The sequence below is a fragment of the Oceanococcus atlanticus genome, from assembly GCF_002088235.1.
Classification (GTDB): domain Bacteria; phylum Pseudomonadota; class Gammaproteobacteria; order Nevskiales; family Oceanococcaceae; genus Oceanococcus; species Oceanococcus atlanticus.
The window spans coordinates 425,076-442,239 of record NZ_AQQV01000003.1 but is presented as its reverse complement, the minus strand read 5'-3'; the positions used below and the strand labels follow the sequence as shown (position 1 = coordinate 442,239).

The 17,164-nt window shown below is 61.5% G+C and carries 15 protein-coding genes; 4 read left to right on the top strand and 11 right to left on the bottom strand.

Annotation, left to right across the window (positions count from 1 at the left end; genetic code table 11):
- Window positions 1-41: 41 nt before the first annotated feature.
- A complete protein-coding gene (locus ATO7_RS13000; RefSeq protein WP_083562351.1) occupies window positions 42-326 on the bottom strand; it encodes a DUF2834 domain-containing protein in 285 nt (94 codons plus the stop codon).
- Between the two features lie 127 nt (window positions 327-453).
- Here ATO7_RS13000 and ATO7_RS12995 point away from each other — a divergent pair, with 127 nt between their 5' ends.
- Complete coding sequence (locus tag ATO7_RS12995; protein ID WP_146680345.1) at window positions 454-1,287, top strand: helix-turn-helix domain-containing protein; 834 nt, start codon at window positions 454-456, stop codon at window positions 1,285-1,287.
- A gap of 36 nt (window positions 1,288-1,323) precedes the next feature.
- Here the strand turns inward: ATO7_RS12995 and ATO7_RS12990 are convergent, their stop codons facing one another.
- The 3 genes from ATO7_RS12990 to ATO7_RS12980 all read right to left on the bottom strand — a co-directional run bounded on the left by ATO7_RS12990 (window position 1,324) and on the right by ATO7_RS12980 (window position 2,993).
- On the bottom strand, window positions 1,324-1,737 hold the full coding sequence (locus ATO7_RS12990) for a hypothetical protein (protein WP_083562347.1): 414 nt from the start codon (window positions 1,735-1,737) through the stop codon (window positions 1,324-1,326).
- Between the two features lie 31 nt (window positions 1,738-1,768).
- Complete coding sequence (locus ATO7_RS12985; protein ID WP_083562346.1) at window positions 1,769-2,581, bottom strand: alpha/beta fold hydrolase; 813 nt, start codon at window positions 2,579-2,581, stop codon at window positions 1,769-1,771.
- A gap of 73 nt (window positions 2,582-2,654) precedes the next feature.
- Window positions 2,655-2,993: a P-II family nitrogen regulator gene (locus ATO7_RS12980; protein ID WP_083562345.1), complete on the bottom strand. Its 339-nt coding sequence runs from the start codon at window positions 2,991-2,993 to the stop codon at window positions 2,655-2,657.
- A 205-nt stretch (window positions 2,994-3,198) separates the two neighbouring features.
- On the opposite strand from ATO7_RS12980, the gene ATO7_RS12975 reads away from it, so the two are divergent.
- Window positions 3,199-3,867 carry a hypothetical protein gene (locus tag ATO7_RS12975; RefSeq protein ID WP_158523209.1) on the top strand — a complete coding sequence of 223 codons (669 nt, stop codon included), beginning with the start codon at window positions 3,199-3,201 and terminating at the stop codon, window positions 3,865-3,867.
- Here the strand turns inward: ATO7_RS12975 and ATO7_RS12970 are convergent.
- Window positions 3,864-8,150 carry a DEAD/DEAH box helicase gene (locus tag ATO7_RS12970; RefSeq protein WP_083562343.1) on the bottom strand — a complete coding sequence of 1,429 codons (4,287 nt, stop codon included), beginning with the start codon at window positions 8,148-8,150 and terminating at the stop codon, window positions 3,864-3,866. The genes ATO7_RS12975 and ATO7_RS12970 overlap by 4 nt on opposite strands.
- Before the next feature lie 50 nt (window positions 8,151-8,200).
- Window positions 8,201-8,923: a queuosine precursor transporter gene (locus ATO7_RS12965; protein WP_083562342.1), complete on the bottom strand. Its 723-nt coding sequence runs from the start codon at window positions 8,921-8,923 to the stop codon at window positions 8,201-8,203.
- A gap of 110 nt (window positions 8,924-9,033) precedes the next feature.
- Here ATO7_RS12965 and ATO7_RS12960 point away from each other — a divergent pair, with 110 nt between their 5' ends.
- Entirely contained in the window at window positions 9,034-9,249 is a 216-nt protein-coding gene (locus tag ATO7_RS12960; protein WP_083562341.1) for a hypothetical protein, read from the top strand.
- Here the strand turns inward: ATO7_RS12960 and ATO7_RS12955 are convergent.
- Window positions 9,246-10,520 (bottom strand): PepSY-associated TM helix domain-containing protein, encoded by a 1,275-nt coding sequence (locus tag ATO7_RS12955; protein ID WP_083562340.1) that lies wholly within the window; start codon window positions 10,518-10,520, stop codon window positions 9,246-9,248. The two genes, ATO7_RS12960 and ATO7_RS12955, sit on opposite strands and share 4 nt — an antisense overlap.
- 247 nt (window positions 10,521-10,767) lie before the next feature.
- Between ATO7_RS12955 and ATO7_RS12950 the strand changes: the two genes are divergently transcribed.
- Entirely contained in the window at window positions 10,768-12,825 is a 2,058-nt protein-coding gene (locus tag ATO7_RS12950; RefSeq protein WP_206044923.1) for a TonB-dependent siderophore receptor, read from the top strand.
- Between the two features lie 41 nt (window positions 12,826-12,866).
- Here the strand turns inward: ATO7_RS12950 and ATO7_RS12945 are convergent, their stop codons facing one another.
- From ATO7_RS12945 to ATO7_RS12930, 4 genes are read right to left on the bottom strand one after another with little or no spacing between them, the layout of a single operon-like run.
- A complete protein-coding gene (locus tag ATO7_RS12945; protein ID WP_083562336.1) occupies window positions 12,867-14,477 on the bottom strand; it encodes a glycerol-3-phosphate dehydrogenase/oxidase in 1,611 nt (536 codons plus the stop codon).
- A gap of 40 nt (window positions 14,478-14,517) precedes the next feature.
- Window positions 14,518-14,832 (bottom strand): hypothetical protein, encoded by a 315-nt coding sequence (locus tag ATO7_RS12940; protein WP_083562334.1) that lies wholly within the window; start codon window positions 14,830-14,832, stop codon window positions 14,518-14,520.
- Between the two features lie 30 nt (window positions 14,833-14,862).
- The gene (locus ATO7_RS12935) at window positions 14,863-16,539 is read right to left on the bottom strand and encodes a M28 family peptidase (protein ID WP_083562332.1); all 1,677 of its coding nucleotides are present in this window, start codon (window positions 16,537-16,539) and stop codon (window positions 14,863-14,865) included.
- Between the two features lie 46 nt (window positions 16,540-16,585).
- A complete protein-coding gene (locus ATO7_RS12930; RefSeq protein ID WP_083562330.1) occupies window positions 16,586-17,080 on the bottom strand; it encodes a SprT family zinc-dependent metalloprotease in 495 nt (164 codons plus the stop codon).
- Between the last annotated feature and the right edge of the window lie 84 nt (window positions 17,081-17,164).

The window sequence follows — 17,164 nt, the reverse complement described above, 5'->3', positions numbered from 1 at the left end:
CCGGTGTCCGCGAGGATCCCGGGGCTTTTTTGTGGCGCAGTTCAAGCCGCCTGCGGACGCCGCAGCAGCAGATACAGCAAGGGGCCGAACGAACCGGCGGTTAGTGTGATGAGCACGAATGGCCAGGCCTGAGCACCGCGTTGCTGGGCATCCTTGATCATCCACACGCAGATCAGCGCGCAAGCGATGACCAGATCAACGAGCACCTGCTCGCTGCCGGGGTTGGCCAAAGCGCCGGTCCAGATGCCGACATAGCCAACCTGTGCCATCACCCATGCGGTGAAGGCGGAAAACGCGATCAGCACAGCGATCAGTAGAGCTTTCATGCTTGTGTCCTCGTTTGGTGAGGGGATATCTCAGCGCGCCGGCGGTCGCTCATCAATTACGCATCAGGTAATAGACAGAATTCAGCCGCCACGGCTTAATGACCCAACGCCTGATGAGGATCACCGCATGAGCACCCTGGCTGCCGAAGTTTCCGGCTTCCCCGATCTGTTGCGCTACTGGCGCGGATTTCGCCGTCTGAGTCAGCTTGATCTGGCGGTGAATGCCGATGTGTCGCAGCGCCATGTCAGCTTTCTGGAATCAGGGCGCTCGAAGCCGAGCCGCGACATGGTCCTGCAACTGGCCGAATCGCTGGAACTGCCGCTGCGCGAGCGCAACCGCATGTTGGGTGCGGCGGGGTTCGCAGCGGTGTACGCGGCCAATCCCCTGAGCGATGCGGACATGGCGCCGGTCAAAAAAGCCTTAGACCTGATCCTGACCCACCATGAACCCTTCCCTGCAGTGCTGGTGGATGCAAACTGGAAGATGCTGCAGCCCAATTCAGCCCTTCTACGCCTGTTCAGCCTGATTGGTGACATCGGCCAGATCTGGGCCCAAATTGCGCCGCAAGAGCCGCCAAATGTGTTCAAGCTGACCTTTCATCCGCAAGGCTTGCGGCCGTATATCCGCAACTTTGAGGAGATCGCGCCGGTGATGATCAATCGCACCTTCCGGGAGGCACACGAGCACCCGCAGCTGCTGGCCCTGCTTGAGGAGGTGCTGAGCTATCCGGATACCCCGTCACGCTGGAAGACCCCTGACCTGTCGGCGCACCTGCCGCCAGTCATGAACATGGAGCTGTGCGCGGCCGGCCATACCATCAGCCTATTCTCCACCATAACCACCTTTGGCACGGCTCAGGACATCACCACGGACGAACTGCGCGTGGAGAGCTTTTTTCCGGGTGACAGCGCCAGCGAAACGCTGCTGCGGGCGCTGGCCGACGGCAGCCTGAAACGCTGATCTTGTCAGTTTAGTTTGATCGTGGCGCGTGGCCGCCTAGCGCACGATAGGTGCGCTGCCACGTAGGCCGAAGGTGTACAACCCCAAGGTGATCAGGGCAGTCGCCAGCGCGGAGCTCCAGGCGATGAACTGAAGCGCGGCAGACCAGTCGCTCCAAGCACCCGACAAGCCATAGAAACACAGGTAGGCACAGGCGCCACCATTGCTGACCAAGCCGACCCAGATCGGCCCCATCAAACGCCGCCCGTTGAGGGCTTCCTTCAGCGCAAAGGCATAACCCACGCACAGAGCCAGATATGCCCAGCCCAGCATGCGTACAAACATGTATCCGGGCTGTTCGGGAAAACCGATCGCCTGCAGCAGCGAGACCGGAAACAGGATCAGGGGCACGCACCAGACCACCACGGTGGCGAGGATTTTGAAGATCAGGACTTTCGACAGCGCGTTCATGGCATCAGCTCTTGCTGTTGTAGCGGGACGCTCAGGCTGCTGGATTTTCGAGCGTATTCAGAAACCGGGCAACCAGCTTCAGCACTTGCTCCGGCTGTTCACGATGCGGGATGTGCCCGGTTTGCTCAAGGATTTCGACCTGTGCCGGGCCCGCCACACTTTGTCCTATGCGGCGCGGGAAGTCGACCGAACCGTATTCGTCACGGTCGCCATGAATAACCAGTGCAGGACACGTCAGCGTGGCCAGTTCGGGTTGCAGACTCCAGTTGGCGAACGCGGGATCCAGCCAGGTGTCGGTCCAGGCCTTGAGCACCCAGAGCGCCTTGTCGCCGTGATAGCGGGCCAGTTTGGCCAGCTGGGTTTCATCGGCAAAGGCCTTTTGCGCTGCGCGTATGCCATCGCGCGTGCGCTCCTCCACATAGGATTGGGCGGCTTCGGAAACCACCGCGCGGCAGCGCTGCGGATGGCGGCTGGCTGCGGCCAGTGCCATGCAGCCGCCTACACTGTGCCCGAAGGTCACCACCTCGGTCAGTCCGAGCTGCGCGCACAGCGCCGGAAATATCACGGCAGCCTCGTGTTCGATGAAATCCAGCTCAGGGCGATTGAGCCGCGGGCTGGATTGTCCAAAACCCAGTCGATCATAGGCCACAATGCGCCGCCCCAGGGTCGTGCATAGCGCTGCGGGGAAGTCGCGCCATAGCGTCACGCAGCCCAGCGAATCGTGAAACAGGACCAGCGGTGGCAGTGCGTTTGCACGGCTCGGTATCCACTGACGCACGAACACCTCACCGTCGTCCAGGACGAGCCGGCTGTCGTGGATGCGCACGGATTCGACTTCGTTCATCGGTGTTTTGATAATGTGGCGTACATAAAAAAGCCGGCGTGATGCGCGCCGGCTTGATGACTGCTGCAGCAGTTTAGATGGCTTGCGCGCCGGTTTCACCGGTACGGATGCGGATGACCTGCTCCAGTGTCGACACGAAAACTTTGCCATCACCGATTTTCCCGGTGCAGGCTGCTTTCTGGATGGCCTCGATGGCGGCATCCAGCTGATCGTCATTGACGGCCAGTTCGAGCTTGGTCTTGGGCAGGAAATCAACCACATATTCCGCGCCACGGTAGAGTTCGGTATGGCCTTTCTGACGACCGAAGCCTTTGACCTCGGTTACCGTCATGCCGTTGACGCCAACGGCTGAGAGGGCCTCACGAACTTCATCCAGCAGAAAGGGTTTGATAACCGCGGTAATCAGTTTCATAGCGGGGTTCCGAGACAGAATTATGACGCGGAGTCTAGCAGGCTGTCGGTGCGAAATTTCATCGACTTGCTCACCAGTGACCGGAACTTGCCCAACAACCGCGGTCAAAATCGCTACACTTTGGAACCCGCCCCTGAGTTTGCCGACGACCATGATTCAAACTAGCCCTGTTCGCCGTCAGCGTGGCAACGCTGCCCTGTATGTTGTGCTCTCAGTTCTCGTGGTGGCGGGTGCCGGTGGTGCGGTTTATCTGCTGTCGCAGAGCGAAGAAGACGCACCGCAGCCGCAGGAGATGCCGTCACAGGAGCAAGCTGCCTTGTCGGCCGAGCCACCGGCGATCAAGCAAGTCGACATGCAAGACACCGTGATCGATGATCGCCCTGCACGCGAAGGCAAAACGGTAGATAGCCAAAACGATGACAGCGCGGGTGAAGCCGGTCTGTTTGAGCGCGGCGGGCGCAAGATTCCGCTCAAGGATGGCTTAACCGGTGGCAGCGAGTCTCTGATCGGAGCGGATGCCGAAGCCCCGGCCAGCAGCGCGCGCAAGGTGCACGCCGTGGATGCTTTTGATTACGGCGTGCTGGACGGTCGCGTGCGCATTGGCGTGTTCGGCAAAGGCCCGATCCCCGATTACCGTGTGCGCCTGAGCAATGATCACTACGTGATCGATATGCCGGGTGAATTCCGCTATGTGGAAAATTTCTCCCAGGCCTTGAGTGTTGAGCGTTTCGGCGTGGCGCGCGCCTCGCTGGGGCGGTACGAGCGCGGTATGCGCATGCGCATTGATGTCACCCCTGCGCTCAAGCATGAGCCGTTTCTGATCGAAGACTCGCGTGGTCTCATGATTGCTTTCGAGCCACGCAAAAACGGCTAGCTGCTGTGACGACGGGGTAAGCCGCGCTGGCCGAACTGACTGTTGCCAGTCAGCGTGGCCAGCACTTTGAGGCGATCACTTTCGCTCAGGTCGCGTGCGGTTTCTGGGCTGCCGCGCTGCATCCAGCCGAGCAATTCGCCGTCGCGGTACACCACCAGATTGCTGGCCTGCTCGGTGATCTTGGGGCCGGCCAGCACACGGCCGCTGAGGTGGGCCGGATCGCAGGCACTCAGGCGCAGCATCTCGCCGGAGGCCGGGCGTGTGTTCATAGACCTGAGCATTTCCACCGCCTCGGGCAAGGCGAATTGCTCGCCGGCCATACCGTCGATGAAACGACCGCCGGCAATCTCGCCGCGCGCTTCCAGCCGCCAGGCACGCTGCAACATGCGCCGCCAGGCGGGGCGCACAGCCTCACGCTCCAGCAGGCTTCGACTGATCACCCCGTAGCGCATCAGGGTTGTCCACAGGATGTGTTCGATCACCTCGTCGTCATCCGGTGGTTGCGCCGTCTGCAACAACGACCAGCGACCGGCGTCCTGGGCGCCGGAAAACAGCGGCTGGCGCCGTCGCGTGCGCGGCGCGCTGCGCGGCTTGGTTTTGCTGGGTGTGATCAGGCTGCGCAAGCCGGCGAAGGTGTCTGCGTTGATCTGCCCGGCCGCGACGAGTTCACCCAGGGCCTGTTCCAGCTGAGCACGCAGCAAGCCGGTACATTGCGCCAGATCGCTGAAAAAGGCCGCGCCACGCTGCTCCAGCGCGGCCAGCACACGTGCGGCATTGGCGGTGAGCTCCGACTGCGGTGTGTTCACAGGCATCCAGCAGGCCAGCGTTTCGCGCGGAGCGAAGGCAATCGGTGTGTTGCGCACCGGGCCGCGCCCTTTTGCGCCGGAGCTCTTGGCCACGATGCGCGCCCAGGTCAGCTTGCCGGCGGCGCACAGGCTGTCGAGCTGCGCCGGCAGATACAGCGCGATGCGCGCGGGCAGGATGTGCTGCTCCCACACCTGGGCCGGCGCACTGTAGCCCTCGAGCTTCTCCATGGCCGCGAGTATGGCGTCCAGCCCTTCCGGGCGTTCGTCGCCTATGCCCTGCCAATGCAGCACGAAGCGCTGAAAAACCTGCGCTGAAACTGGTCGAATGCTGGACCGTTTGCGGTCCCGGCTGTGCCGATGGATGCGCGCCAGCAGCCGTCGTTCGCACCATTGTTCGCGGCTGTCATCGAGTGCCGGATCAAATTGGCCGCGCAACGCAAAACCCTCATTTTCCAGCGCAATCAGGGCTTGATCTATGGCGCTTTCCGGCTGTCCGAGCAGCCCGGCCATCTGTGCCGCGTTGGTTGGTCCGCAGGCTTCAAGGCGCCCGCGCACCAGCTCACGCAAGGGCTCTGCATCCGGGCTGACGCTCAGCTGTTTCAGCTGCGGCTCACAACAGGCGTCGGGGACGACGGCATGCAGCTGTGGCCAGCGCTCGGCGGCCACCCACAAGGCACCACCCTGTGGCAGCACGGCCCGCGCGGCGCGGCCCTGCGCCATCAATGGTTCGAGCCAGGGCATCCAGGGTTTGACCTCGTCGTCATTGAACCCCCCGTGAATAACCAGCGCATCGTGCAATTCATCGGCATCACGCGGACTGGGCCAGGCTTCTTCGCGCACCCGGGCGATGGCCTGGGCATCGAGGCGCCCCAGTGCACGCGCATCTTCAACCGGCAAAGCCGCGCCCTGGGCAACTGCCATGGTGCGACGGGCTTCGGCATCCCCGTCGTCCAAAAACGCGTAGGGTCTGGCGTTGAGGATCTCCTGCGCCAGCGGCGACGGTGCGGTGAGGTCGGCGCACACCAATGCAATCGAGCCGTCGCCCAGCCCGCGCAGCACCTTTTCCAGCCCGGGCAAATCCATCAGTTCAAACAGGCAGTCGTTGATGGTCTGGCTGACCAGCGGATGATCGGGAATATCACGTTTGCCGCTGAGGTTTTCCGCGCACGCAATCTGGTCCGGGAACACCACGGCCATCAAATCCTCAGCATCATTGCGTTGCCAGGCCGGGGGCGTTTTGCGATGCCCCAGATGACGCCGGATCGCCAGTGCGATTGAAGCATTCCAGCGCCAGTGTGTGGGGAACATCGGTGCATCCAGCAAGGCTTGTTCGAGTACGCTGCGGACACTTTCGGGTTTGAGGTAACTGGCCACCTCGGCCAGCGGGAAACTGTGCGTAACACCTAGCGACAGCACGATACTGTCTTCCAGCGCCGCGGCCTGCAGTTCGAAATTGAACTTGCGACAAAAGCGTTTGCGCAGGGCCAGCCCCCAAGCCTTGTTGATCCGCGAGCCATAGGTCGAATGCACGACCAGATGCATGTCGCCGGTTTCGTCGAAGAACCGTTCCAGAACGATGGTGTCATGGTTGGGCATGGCGCCCAATGCAGCTTCACCGGCGGCCAGATACTGCACCAGCTGGCTGGCCGCATCGGCCGTCAGGCCATAGGCCTGCATGAGCTGGTTCCGCGCAGCGTCCTCACCCTGCTGATAGTGCTCGGACACTTCGCGCCGAAAGGCTGAGACGGCGCTCGACAAGGCGTCGCTGCGCCCGGGGCGCTCGCCCAGCCAGAACGGCACGGTCGGCGGTTGGCCGTGGGCGTCTTCGACCAGCACGCGACCACTTTCCGTTTTGAGCACCTTGTAGGACTGGTTGCCGAGTTGAAAAATGTCGCCGGCCAGTGTTTCGAAGGCGAAGTCTTCGTTGAGCGTGCCGACCTTGAAGCCTTGCGGCATCAGCACCACGTCATAGTCGAACTGATCCGGGATGACGCCCGCATTGGTCAGGGCGACCAGTCGGGCGCCGCGTCGGCCACGCAGCATGCCATTGACCTGGTCCCAATGAATGTAGGCCCCGCGCCGTCCCCGTCGGCTGCTGTAGCCCTCGGACAACATGCGGATCACGTCTTCGAACCGGCCCGGGGTGAGTGCGTGGTATGGCCAGCTGGACTGGACCAGCTGAAGCAGTGCGCCCTGCTCCCATTCACGCGCAGCGACTTCGGCGACCAGATGCTGGGCCAGCACATCGAGGGCTGCGTCGGCCTGGTTCAGGACGTCCAGTTCACCGCGCTCCACCGCCGCCAGCAATGCGGCGCACTCCACTGCCTCGTCCAGGGTGGTCGGAAACAATCGCCCTTTGGGGGTGGCGCCGACCGCGTGTCCGGAACGCCCGACACGCTGCAGAAAAGCGTTGATGCCGCCCGGGGAACCGATCTGACAGACCAGATCGACCTCACCGATATCAATGCCCAGTTCCAGCGAAGCGGTGGCAACCAGGACACGCAAAGAGCCGCTTTTGAGCCGTTGTTCGGCATCCAGTCGGTGCTCCTTGGACATGCTGCCATGGTGTGCAGCGACCAGTTCCTCACCGAGTTGATCGGCCAGATGGCGGCTGGCCCGCTCGGCCAGTCGTCGTGTGTTGACGAACACCAGCGTGGTGCGGTGAGCCTGAGCAAGCTCGGCAATGCGGCTGTAGACCTCGCCCCAGACCTCAGCCGCCATCACCGCGCTCAAAGGCGAACCGGGCAGTTCCAGGGCCAGATCGCGTTGCCGGCTGTGGCCGCTGTCGATGATCTGACAGGGCTGCTCGCCGCTGAGAAAGCGCGCCACGCTATCGATGGGCTTCTGGGTTGCAGACAGGCCAATGTGCTGGATCTGTCCACCGCACAGTGCGCGCAGCCGGGCCAGGCTGAGTGAAAGATGCGCGCCCCGCTTGTTGCTTGCTACGGCGTGGATTTCATCCACGATCACGCTGCGCACCGTCGACAGCATGGCTCGGCCTGACTCGGACCCGAGCAGGATGAACAGCGACTCCGGTGTTGTGACCAGAATATGCGGCGGCTGTCGGCGCATCTGATCACGTTCGCGCTGGCTGGTGTCGCCGGTGCGTACCATGGCGGTGATCTGGGCGGGCGGGCGGCCTTGTTCCAGCAACGCATCTTCGATGCCGCTCAGGGGGCTTTGCAGATTTTTGCGGATGTCGTTGGACAGCGCTTTCAGCGGACTGACATAGAGCACCCTCGTTTCGACCGGCAGCGGCCCCTGCCCGGCCTCTTCGACGAGGTTGTCGATAACGGCGAGAAATGCGGCCAAGGTCTTACCCGAACCGGTCGGTGCGGCGACCAGGACGTCGCGCCCGGCCTGGATATGCGGCCAGGCATCAGTCTGGGCCGGGGTTGGCGCACCCAGCGTGCGTTCAAACCACTGCGCGGTCGCCGCCTGAAAGCCTTGCCATGAAAACCTTGCCGAATCGTCCATGGCCGCAGTTTACTCCGCCTCAGGCTCAGAACCTGAGCCTGAGGGCGTCATCACGATGGCTGGTTACGCCCCTCATCGCGCAGCGAGAACGGTGTGAAATGGGTGTCGACGTCAAAGGTGTCGACTCCTTCGGCCCGTTTCAGCGCGTTGACCACCACATAGGTCAGCGGCGTGAACAGCACCTCGACCATGACCTTGAATGCGAAATTGAAGGCCACCACCGCCAGCATGGTGTCAGTGCTCCAGAGACCGCCGAAGGCGATCGGATAAAAGATCAGGGAATCCGCCCCCTGGCCGCAGATGGTCGAACCGATGGTGCGCATCCACAGATGGCGGCCCTGAGTCCAGACTTTCATCCTGGCCATCACGTAGGAATTGACGAAGTCACCGACCCAGTAGCCCAGAATACTGGCCAGCACGATGCGTAGGGTGCTGCTGAACACGGTTTCCAGTGCCGGTTGCAAAGTCTGGTTGTACGGTTCGGCAGGATCGATCGGAATGTTGACCACGATCCAGGCCATGAAGCTGGCGAACAGCATCATGGCGAAGCCGGCCCAGATCGCCCGGCGAGCGCGCGCGTAGCCGTACACCTCGGTCAGCACATCACCGAAGATATAGCCAATCGGGAAAAACAGGTTGCCCGCACCAAATGTCACCAGCCCCAGCAAAGGCAGATCCAGCATCGCCACCTTGCCCGGTCCGATAAGGTTGGAGCACAGCAGCACGCCGACCATGCCGGCGACCAGGAAGTCGTAGTAGCGATAGCTTTTCATCCGCGCACTTTAGCTCAGACGCTTGCCGGCTCGAAAAATTTGCCGCGCCATGTCCGGATTTCCTTGCGTTTGCGTATTAAGCGGTAGGCCCCCTTCCAGCATGCGCATTCATGGACAAGTTTCATCTGTACTTCGACGAGCAGGGTCAGGTCGTCGTGGTTGAGGATCACCCGCTGGCGCGCCAGCGTTACGGGCGCAAGCCTGCTGAGGGGCAGCCGGCGCTGGATGCGCTGAGCGCAGATCGCGCCCTGCACCGCTATGGCGGTTTCATGGTGCCGGCTGAAGGTGACGTGGTGTGGGTGCCGCGTCAGACTCTGCGCGCTTAGGAGCCTTGAGAGGTCTGGGGCTCGATGAAGGCCTGATCGCGCTGCTGCGGGTGGCGTCGCCGCATGCTGATGCGGGCGCGGCGCTTTTTCCACCAGATCACCAAGCCTGTGATCGACAGCATGGCCACAACCAGGCCCATCACCGACATCAGGATACGTCCGGGCAAGCCCAGTATGCGTCCTGAATGCAGCGGAAACTGAAGCTGATTGAAAACGTCCGCAGCGGTGCCCTCCCAGGGCACTTCTTCGCCGATCAGATCACCACTGCGGCCGTCATAGTAGAGGCTCTTAATTTTCATGCCGCCGCTGGCGTGGTCGTCACCAGCAAAAAAGAAACGTGCGCCGAAGACCGCGAAATTGTCGCTGTAGAACACATCACCCAGCGGTTCAGGCCAACCTTTGTTGTGTGCATCCGCACGCGCGGTGGCGAACAACTGTGGCCAGCTGATGGCTGGTTCGACTGGCTCGTGCAGCGGCGTCGGGCTGCGCGTTTCAAACGGTCCGGGCGTGGTCTCTGAGACCAAGGACATGACCGGATAGAAGACCTCGCGGTACAGGTTCAGCGAAAACGAGGTGAAAGCCAGCGTCAGCAACACGATCCAGACCCACAATCCGACGGCACGGTGCAGATCGAAATTGAGTTTGTAGGCCGAGGCGCCGCGGCGTATCCGCCATGACGGTGCCCAGCGTGCGCGCCATGATGTGCTGGTGTGCGCGCTGCGACGACGGCGCGGGAAGGTCAGCACGAAAGCGATGAAACTGTCGATCAGCCAGACCAGCGCCGCTGCACCCATCAACCACACACCCCAGCGGTCGGTGCCGCGCCATTCCGGCAGATGCAGCGTGAAGTGCAATTTGTACAGGAACGACATCAGGTGTTCAGGGGCCAGCGAAATCTTGCCCCATAGACGCTGTCCCCGTATTTCGCCACTGACGGGATCAACAAAGACATGGTCGTAGTCCAGCGCGTGGCGCCGGCCGGTTTCTGGGTCGATCGTGGCATCAACCCAAATTTCGGCGTTGTGGCCGGGTTCCTGGTGCAGTGAGAAAAAACTGACCCGCGCCCGGGGATCCGCTGCTTCGACCCGCTTCACCAACTCCAGCACGGGCAGCAACTCACCCTGGCTTGACGATTCGAACAGCTGCGGATTGAGCCATTCATCCAGCTCGTGATCCCAGGAAATGACCGCACCGGTCAAGCCAGCGATGATCAGAAAACCGGCAATGAACAGGCCAAACCAGCGGTGCAGTAGAACCAGGGTTTTGCGCATGGACAACAACAGCTTAGGGCAACGGGCTGCGGAGCATAACAGAAAAGGAATGATTCGCATTAACCGGCCAGCACCAAGGCCGGAGCCTCTTGACGTTGCGTTTATTAATAAGAATCATTGTTATTCATATCCCCAATAACCTATCGAGGCTTTCATGTATCGAAGCGCCCTCCTCGCGCCGACTGCTGTTTGTGTTGCATTTGCAACTCAGGCTGCAGAACCCGCAAACCCGGATCAGCAAACCCAGTTGGACAACGTCGTTGTCACCGGCTCCTACCTGCTGGAAGAAGAGACCGACATGGCCACCGGTCTGGGTTTGTCGCCGCAGGACACGCCCCAATCGGTGTCTGTGATCACGGCACAGCAACTGCGCGACCGCGACTTCGACACCATCAACGAGGTTGTGCGTTACGCGCCAGGTGTTTCCACCAGCGAAATTGATGATGTGCGCAATACCTTCTTCGCGCGTGGCTTTGAGATCCGCAATTATCAGATCGACGGCGTGCCGTTGGCCTGGAGTCTGGCCGGCGATTCCGGCGAAACCATTGCCGACACGGCGATTTACGAACGCATCGAATTGGTCCGTGGTGCGACCGGGCTGATGACCGGTGCCGGTGATCCATCGGCCTCGATCAATCTGGTCCGCAAGCGTGCCGACTTCACCGATCTGCAAGGCCACGTCAATGCCAGCTACGGACGTTGGAACAACCGCCAGCTGACCGCTGATGTGGGCGCGGCACTGAATGCCAGCGGCAGCGTTCGTGGTCGTGTGATCGCGCGCATGGAACGTGGCGAAGCGGAAATGGACCTGTACGAAGACGACAAGAGCGTGTTCTACGGGGTGCTGGAAGCGGACATGGGGCGCGATACCCTGTTGCGCGTCGGCGCCAGTCGTCAGGACAGCGATCCATACGCGGCCAGCTGGGGCGCCCTGCCCAACTGGTTCAGCGATGGCAGTCGCACAAATTGGCCGCGCTCAACCACCACGGCGGCACACTGGACCCGCTGGCACACCACCAACACCAATTATTTCGCCAGCGTGGTGCACGCACTGTCCGATGCCTGGCAGCTCAACGCCAACTACAATTACATCGACAACGCCGCCAAGGTGCGTCTGCTTTACCTCAACGGCACGGTCAATCAGCAGACCGGTGAGATCGAGAATTCGCCTTACGGCCTGCCTGCCTACCCGTATCGCAGTCAGGGCGCCCATGAGCAACACAGTTTTGATCTACAGCTCAAAGGCGAATTTGCCTGGCTGGGTCGCGTGCATCAGCTCGTGCTGGGCGCGCTGCACAGCGAACAGGACTCCAGTGACAACACCTTCGCACCGGATTACGCCCAGCTGGACAGCGTTGGCAATTTCTTTGAATGGGACGGCTCCTTCGCTGAACCGATTTGGTCCGACACCACTGACGTGGCGGTCGATTTGACCACCAAGCAGACCGGTTTCTATGCCGCATCACGCTTCAGCTTGAGCGATCGCCTGAATGTGATCGGGGGCTTCCGCCTGGCCAGCTGGGAGCAGCGCGGCACCCAGTACGGCGCCGCCCTGGACTACGGTGACGATGATGTCCTGATTCCCTATGCCGGCGTGCTGTACGACCTGACGCCGCGGCATCGGCTGTACGCCAGCTATACGGAAATTTTCCAGCCGCAGAACGAACGCGACATCAACGCCGCCAATCTTGATCCGCTGGTCGGGCGCAGTCACGAGGTGGGTCTGAAGAGCCGTTTTCTTGATCAGGCGCTGGAAACTACCCTGTCCCTTTTCCTGATCGAACAGGACAATCTGGCCCAGGCTGTGCCGGGTGAGACAGTGCCCGGCAATGATCTTGAGCAGGCCTATCGTGAGGTTGACGGCACCCGCTCGCGGGGCGTTGAGTTCGAGGCCATCGGTGCCCTCACCGCAGACTGGAACATCAGCTTCAGCGTAACCAGCTTCCGCGCCGAGGATGCCGACAACAACAAGGTCAACACCGATCAGCCTCGCAATCTGGTCAAGCTGTTCACGACCTGGCGGGCCTTGCCAAAGCTGACCCTCGGTGGCGGCGTGAACTGGCAGGACGATGTGTATTCCGATGTGCTGGCCAATCCGATCACCGGCGAGGACGAGCGCCTGCAACAGGATGCCTATGCGCTGGTCAGCCTGATGGCGCGTTACGACATCAACGCGCAACTGTCGGTGCAGCTCAACGCCGACAACGTCACGGATGAGACCTACTACAGTCAGGTCGCATTCTTCGAGCAGTACCGGTACGGCAAACCGGCCAACTATTCACTCGGTCTGACCTATCAGTTCTAGTGCTTTGGGGCAGGCGCCACTGGGCGCCTGCCCCGCTTTGATCAGCCCGCGTCCTGAGCGAAGTATTCATCAATGCGGGCCTGAGCCTGGTCCTTGAACAGGATTTCGCAGGCTTCGATCAGGCCGGGCGCATTGCGAATGACCTCCGGGCGTTCGACCAGCGCGATTTTTGAGCGCCGACGCAGAAAATCTTCCAGCTTGACGATCATTTCGCGTCGCGCGGCTTGCCGAAGCTCGCAACGGATGTACTCGGTGCCTTTGATCAGAACCTCGGCCTCGCGTGGGTCCTCGCGGATGTTCTCAAGCAAACCGATGGCGTGAGCCCCATAGCGGCGCCACAGCCGCGTACTGAGCGGTTCGCTCGATTCGGCGGCGGTCAGGCTGTCAAGATTCATCAGTTCGGCCTGATGAAAGAATTCATCCCGCACCTCATCCGGTGGCTCGCCATACCAGCGGAAGTCTGCGTGGCTGAGCGCGACGCCCAGGGCCTGCACTTCTTCGCAGATCTCTTCGCCGACATTGATGCAATCGGTCAGTTTGCCGCCGAAGATGCTGATGTGACCACGTTCGCCATCCACGTCCACCGCGTGTTTGCGCGACAGTTGCAGGAAGTCATCGAAGTTTTGATCGCCGCCTTTGACCACCAGCGGTCGAACCCCACAACGCGTGGCAATCACGTCATCCGGGGTCAGCGGTCGATCCAGCTGGAGCCGCTTGTTGATGTTGTCGAGAACGAAGTCGCGATCCTCATCGGTGACGCGCACATTGGCACTGTCGACTTTGGTGTCGGTGGTGCCGATGCAGGTTCTGTTGCCCATGGGAATGGCGAAAAACAGGCGTCCGTCGTCGGCAAAAAAGGTCAGCACGCGGCGGTGCGGGCTGATCCGATCAACGATCAGGTGGATGCCTTTGGACAGCACATGGCGGTGTTCGGTGGTCTGGCCGGTCACACCATTGAGCTGATCCACCCACGGACCGGCAGCGTTGATCAGCACCTTGGCGGATATGGCGAAATCCTCACCGCTGATCTCGTCGTGGGCGCGGGCCTGCCAGTGGCCGTCCTGGCGCGTGGCGCCGCTGAAACTTACGTAATTGGTCGCGATGCAACCACGACTGAGCGCCGAGCGCACGAAATTGAATACAAAGCGCGCATCGTTGTCGTGCAGGTAGGCATCGGAGTACTCGAAGCCGCCAACCGCGTTGCTGGTGTCAACCTTGGGCTCTTCGGCGGCGATGCGTTTGGGGCCGAGCAAGCGCGGCATGCGGGTAAAACCATTGCCGATCAGCCAGTACAACCAGGTGCCCATGTAGAGCATGAACGGGTGCCAGCGAAAACCGCGCTCGATAGTGGTGTAGAAGCGCATCTCCTGCACGGTCGACGGGTAGCTGCGGATCAGCCGGTTGCGACTCATGCACAAGGCGCGGACCAGGGGAAATTCCCAGGTCTCCATGTACTTGATACCGCCCCAGGCGAGATTCGAGGAATGCTGACTGGTGCCGCCGGCAAAATCGCCGCGGTCGATCAGGGCGACCGAAGCACCACGCGCGCTCAGTGCGGCCGCAGCAACGGCACCGTTGATGCCGCCACCAACGATAAGCACATCGAAGCTGCGATTTCTGAGCCGTTGCAGATTGCTGGCACGGTACTTCATCGCAGCCTGACACGGCTGCGGTGGGCTGGATCAGCGTTTGTCATTGGCCGCGCTTACCTCGCTTGGCCATGTTCTTGGCCATGATCTGGACATCTTCGATCTGACCGAAGATATCGGAAAAAATCTGGCCAACCTGGCGGTTGATGGTGCGCACCGCATCGTAGGCGATGCCGATGGTGTCCGCCTGTTTGGTTTTGAGCTGGCCGGCGCGCTCTTCGAAGAAACCCAGTTTCTCCAGTGTCTCGAACGGCAGTGCGGCAATGTACTGATGGACCTGTTCCACGCTGGTCGCACCATTGTCGATGGCGTTTTGAACGGTGTCTTTGAGCAATTCCAGACGGTCGACTGTTTTCATCACTTAATCCTCAATCGGAGGGATCGGACATCAAGGGTGCCGGGTGGCGGGACGGGAAAACTCCGAGCCGGTTTTCCACTGCGGGGTGCCGGGTGCGGCGGCCACGCGGCGAGCGACGGCTTCGAGCAGCTGCAGATCCTGAACCAGACCTGACAGGTCCCAATCATCTTTTACTTCGTCGCTGACCTGATGGTAGTCGTTGGCGATGTATTGCTGCTGCATGCGAGCGCCAAAGTCAGCATCGCGCCCGACAAAACGCGTGCCGCTGCGGGCGTACAGCGCCGGGACACCGCGTTTGGCGAATTCAAAATGATCGGAGCGGAAGTAAAAGCCTTTTTCCGGTGTGCGCTCATCCACCACCGTGCGCCCCTGGCCATGTGCGGCGGCGGCGAGATCATCTTCCAGCGTGTTCTGCCCCTTGCCCACCAAAACCACGTCTTCGGTCCGACCCCATACGTTCATGGCGTCCATGTTGATGTTGGCGACCGTCTGACCGAGCGGGTAAAGCGGATTGGCGGCATAGTGCGCAGCGCCAAGCAGACCCTGCTCTTCAGCCGTGACGGCGAGCAGCAGCACGCTGCGCTCGGCGGGGTTCGCCGCGAAAGCTTGGGCCAGTTCGATCAGGCCGGCTGTGCCGGTGGCGTTATCGACCGCGCCGTTGAAGATCTGGTCGCCGTTGAGACTGCGGTCGCGGCCCAGATGATCCCAGTGCGCGGTAAACACGATCAGCTCGTCGGGTTTTTGGCTGCCCTCAATCCGCGCCACCACGTTGGCCGACTGGACCTTGCGGATGCGGTTTCTGATCTGAAAGCTGGCCTGCCCGGGCAGGCTGACCGGGGTGAAGTCGTCACGCACAGCGGCGGCTTTGAGCTGGTCGAAATCCAGCCCGGCCGCGGACATCAGGCGGCGTACTGTGGTGTCACGAATCCAGCCGTTAACCGCCACTTTGTCGCTGTTGCCATTGGCCGCGTCCAACGTGAAATGTTCCTGACCCATGCCATCAGACACCACGCCCCAGGGGTAGCCTGCCGGGCCGGTTTCGTGGATCACCAGCACCGCCGCAGCGCCGAGTTTGGCGGCGATTTCGTATTTGTACGTCCAGCGCCCGTAATAGGTCATGGCGCGGCCTTTGAAGCGTTGCGCATCAAGCCCGTCGGCCGCAGCCGGGTCCGGAATCTGCGGGTCATTGACCAGCATCAGCAAGGTCTTGCCACGCATGTCCATGCCTTTGTAGTCATCCCAGTCATACTCCGGCGCCTGCACCCCATAACCGACAAAGACCAGCGGCGATTTGCGCACACGCACCAGCTTTTCGACTCGGCGTGTCGACGCGACCACGTCGGACTGCAGGGTCAGTGGCAGCGGTTTGCCGTTGATCTGCATGCCGACATCGGTCTGCGCGGTGAGGCCGACCAAAGGCACGTTCTGCACATAGCCGCCATCGGGATGGCCCGGTTCGGCGCCTGCCGCCGCGAAAGCCTCGGTCAGATAGTTGACGCTGTGGGTTTCGCCGGGGGTGCCCGGCTGTCGTCCTTCGTAACGGTCCGAGGCCAGGGTTTCGATATGTTTGGCAAGGCGCGCCTGATCGATGCCCGGGGCCGCGCTGTCGGCCAGGCCGACCCAGCGCAACGGGCTCTGCACCAGATGATTGACGGTGCTGCAGCCCGTCAGCAGGGAGAGTACGGCGAGCGCAAGAATTTTGCTCATCGGCGATGCGTTCCAGAAAGACGGCTTGTTGTGACCGGCAACATTATCAACTGCCATGCGGGCCGTCACCCGGGCACAGCGGCTGGCCGCAGCGGCGACACTGATAGCGCTGGCCTTTGAGCACGCGGGCATGGCGGATGCTGCTCAGTTCATGGCGTTGGCACACGCAATGATAGGTGTGGCGAGTTAGCTGTCGCGCCGGTTTGACAGCGTAGTTGTGACACACCGTGGCCGGGCGCCCGAGCACGCCCATCAGCGCTGCCCATTCCGCGCCATGCGGGCGAATGCGGCGACCGTGATGAGCATAGGCCACCAGATGGGCCAATTCGTGCGGGACGGTGTCATCGACAAATTCGGCGCCGTGCTCCTGCAACAGCGCGTTGTTCAATCGGATCGTCCATTGCTGGGGCAAGGCCAGTCCGGCGCAGCGGCCACGCAAATCAAAGCGCAAACGCGGCAGGCTGTCTTGGCGCCCCAGCGCTTGATTGAGGGTCGCCAGGTCTTGGGTCAGGCGCTCGTGCGCAATGCGTTCCGGCAGCATGGGCGCAGTTTAATGCGCCTGACGAATTGGGCAAAAGGGTTCAGGAATTCGATAATGCACACCCCATCATTGAACGAACCTGCG

What these genes read in the sequence shown, in the direction of transcription:
- ATO7_RS12985 (WP_083562346.1), bottom strand. Translation starts at nt 2,581, where the DNA reads ATGAACGAAGTCGAATCCGTGCGCATCCACGACAGCCGGCTCGTCCTG.
- ATO7_RS12965 (WP_083562342.1), bottom strand. Translation starts at nt 8,923, where the DNA reads ATGAAAAGCTATCGCTACTACGACTTCCTGGTCGCCGGCATGGTCGGC.
- ATO7_RS12980 (WP_083562345.1), bottom strand. Translation starts at nt 2,993, where the DNA reads ATGAAACTGATTACCGCGGTTATCAAACCCTTTCTGCTGGATGAAGTT.
- ATO7_RS12955 (WP_083562340.1), bottom strand. Translation starts at nt 10,520, where the DNA reads ATGCGCAAAACCCTGGTTCTACTGCACCGCTGGTTTGGCCTGTTCATT.
- ATO7_RS12935 (WP_083562332.1), bottom strand. Translation starts at nt 16,539, where the DNA reads ATGAGCAAAATTCTTGCGCTCGCCGTACTCTCCCTGCTGACGGGCTGC.
- ATO7_RS12945 (WP_083562336.1), bottom strand. Translation starts at nt 14,477, where the DNA reads ATGAAGTACCGTGCCAGCAATCTGCAACGGCTCAGAAATCGCAGCTTC.
- ATO7_RS12990 (WP_083562347.1), bottom strand. Translation starts at nt 1,737, where the DNA reads ATGAACGCGCTGTCGAAAGTCCTGATCTTCAAAATCCTCGCCACCGTG.
- ATO7_RS12995 (WP_146680345.1), top strand. Translation starts at nt 454, where the DNA reads ATGAGCACCCTGGCTGCCGAAGTTTCCGGCTTCCCCGATCTGTTGCGC.
- ATO7_RS13000 (WP_083562351.1), bottom strand. Translation starts at nt 326, where the DNA reads ATGAAAGCTCTACTGATCGCTGTGCTGATCGCGTTTTCCGCCTTCACC.
- ATO7_RS12930 (WP_083562330.1), bottom strand. Translation starts at nt 17,080, where the DNA reads ATGCTGCCGGAACGCATTGCGCACGAGCGCCTGACCCAAGACCTGGCG.
- ATO7_RS12940 (WP_083562334.1), bottom strand. Translation starts at nt 14,832, where the DNA reads ATGAAAACAGTCGACCGTCTGGAATTGCTCAAAGACACCGTTCAAAAC.
- ATO7_RS12970 (WP_083562343.1), bottom strand. Translation starts at nt 8,150, where the DNA reads ATGGACGATTCGGCAAGGTTTTCATGGCAAGGCTTTCAGGCGGCGACC.
- ATO7_RS12960 (WP_083562341.1), top strand. Translation starts at nt 9,034, where the DNA reads ATGGACAAGTTTCATCTGTACTTCGACGAGCAGGGTCAGGTCGTCGTG.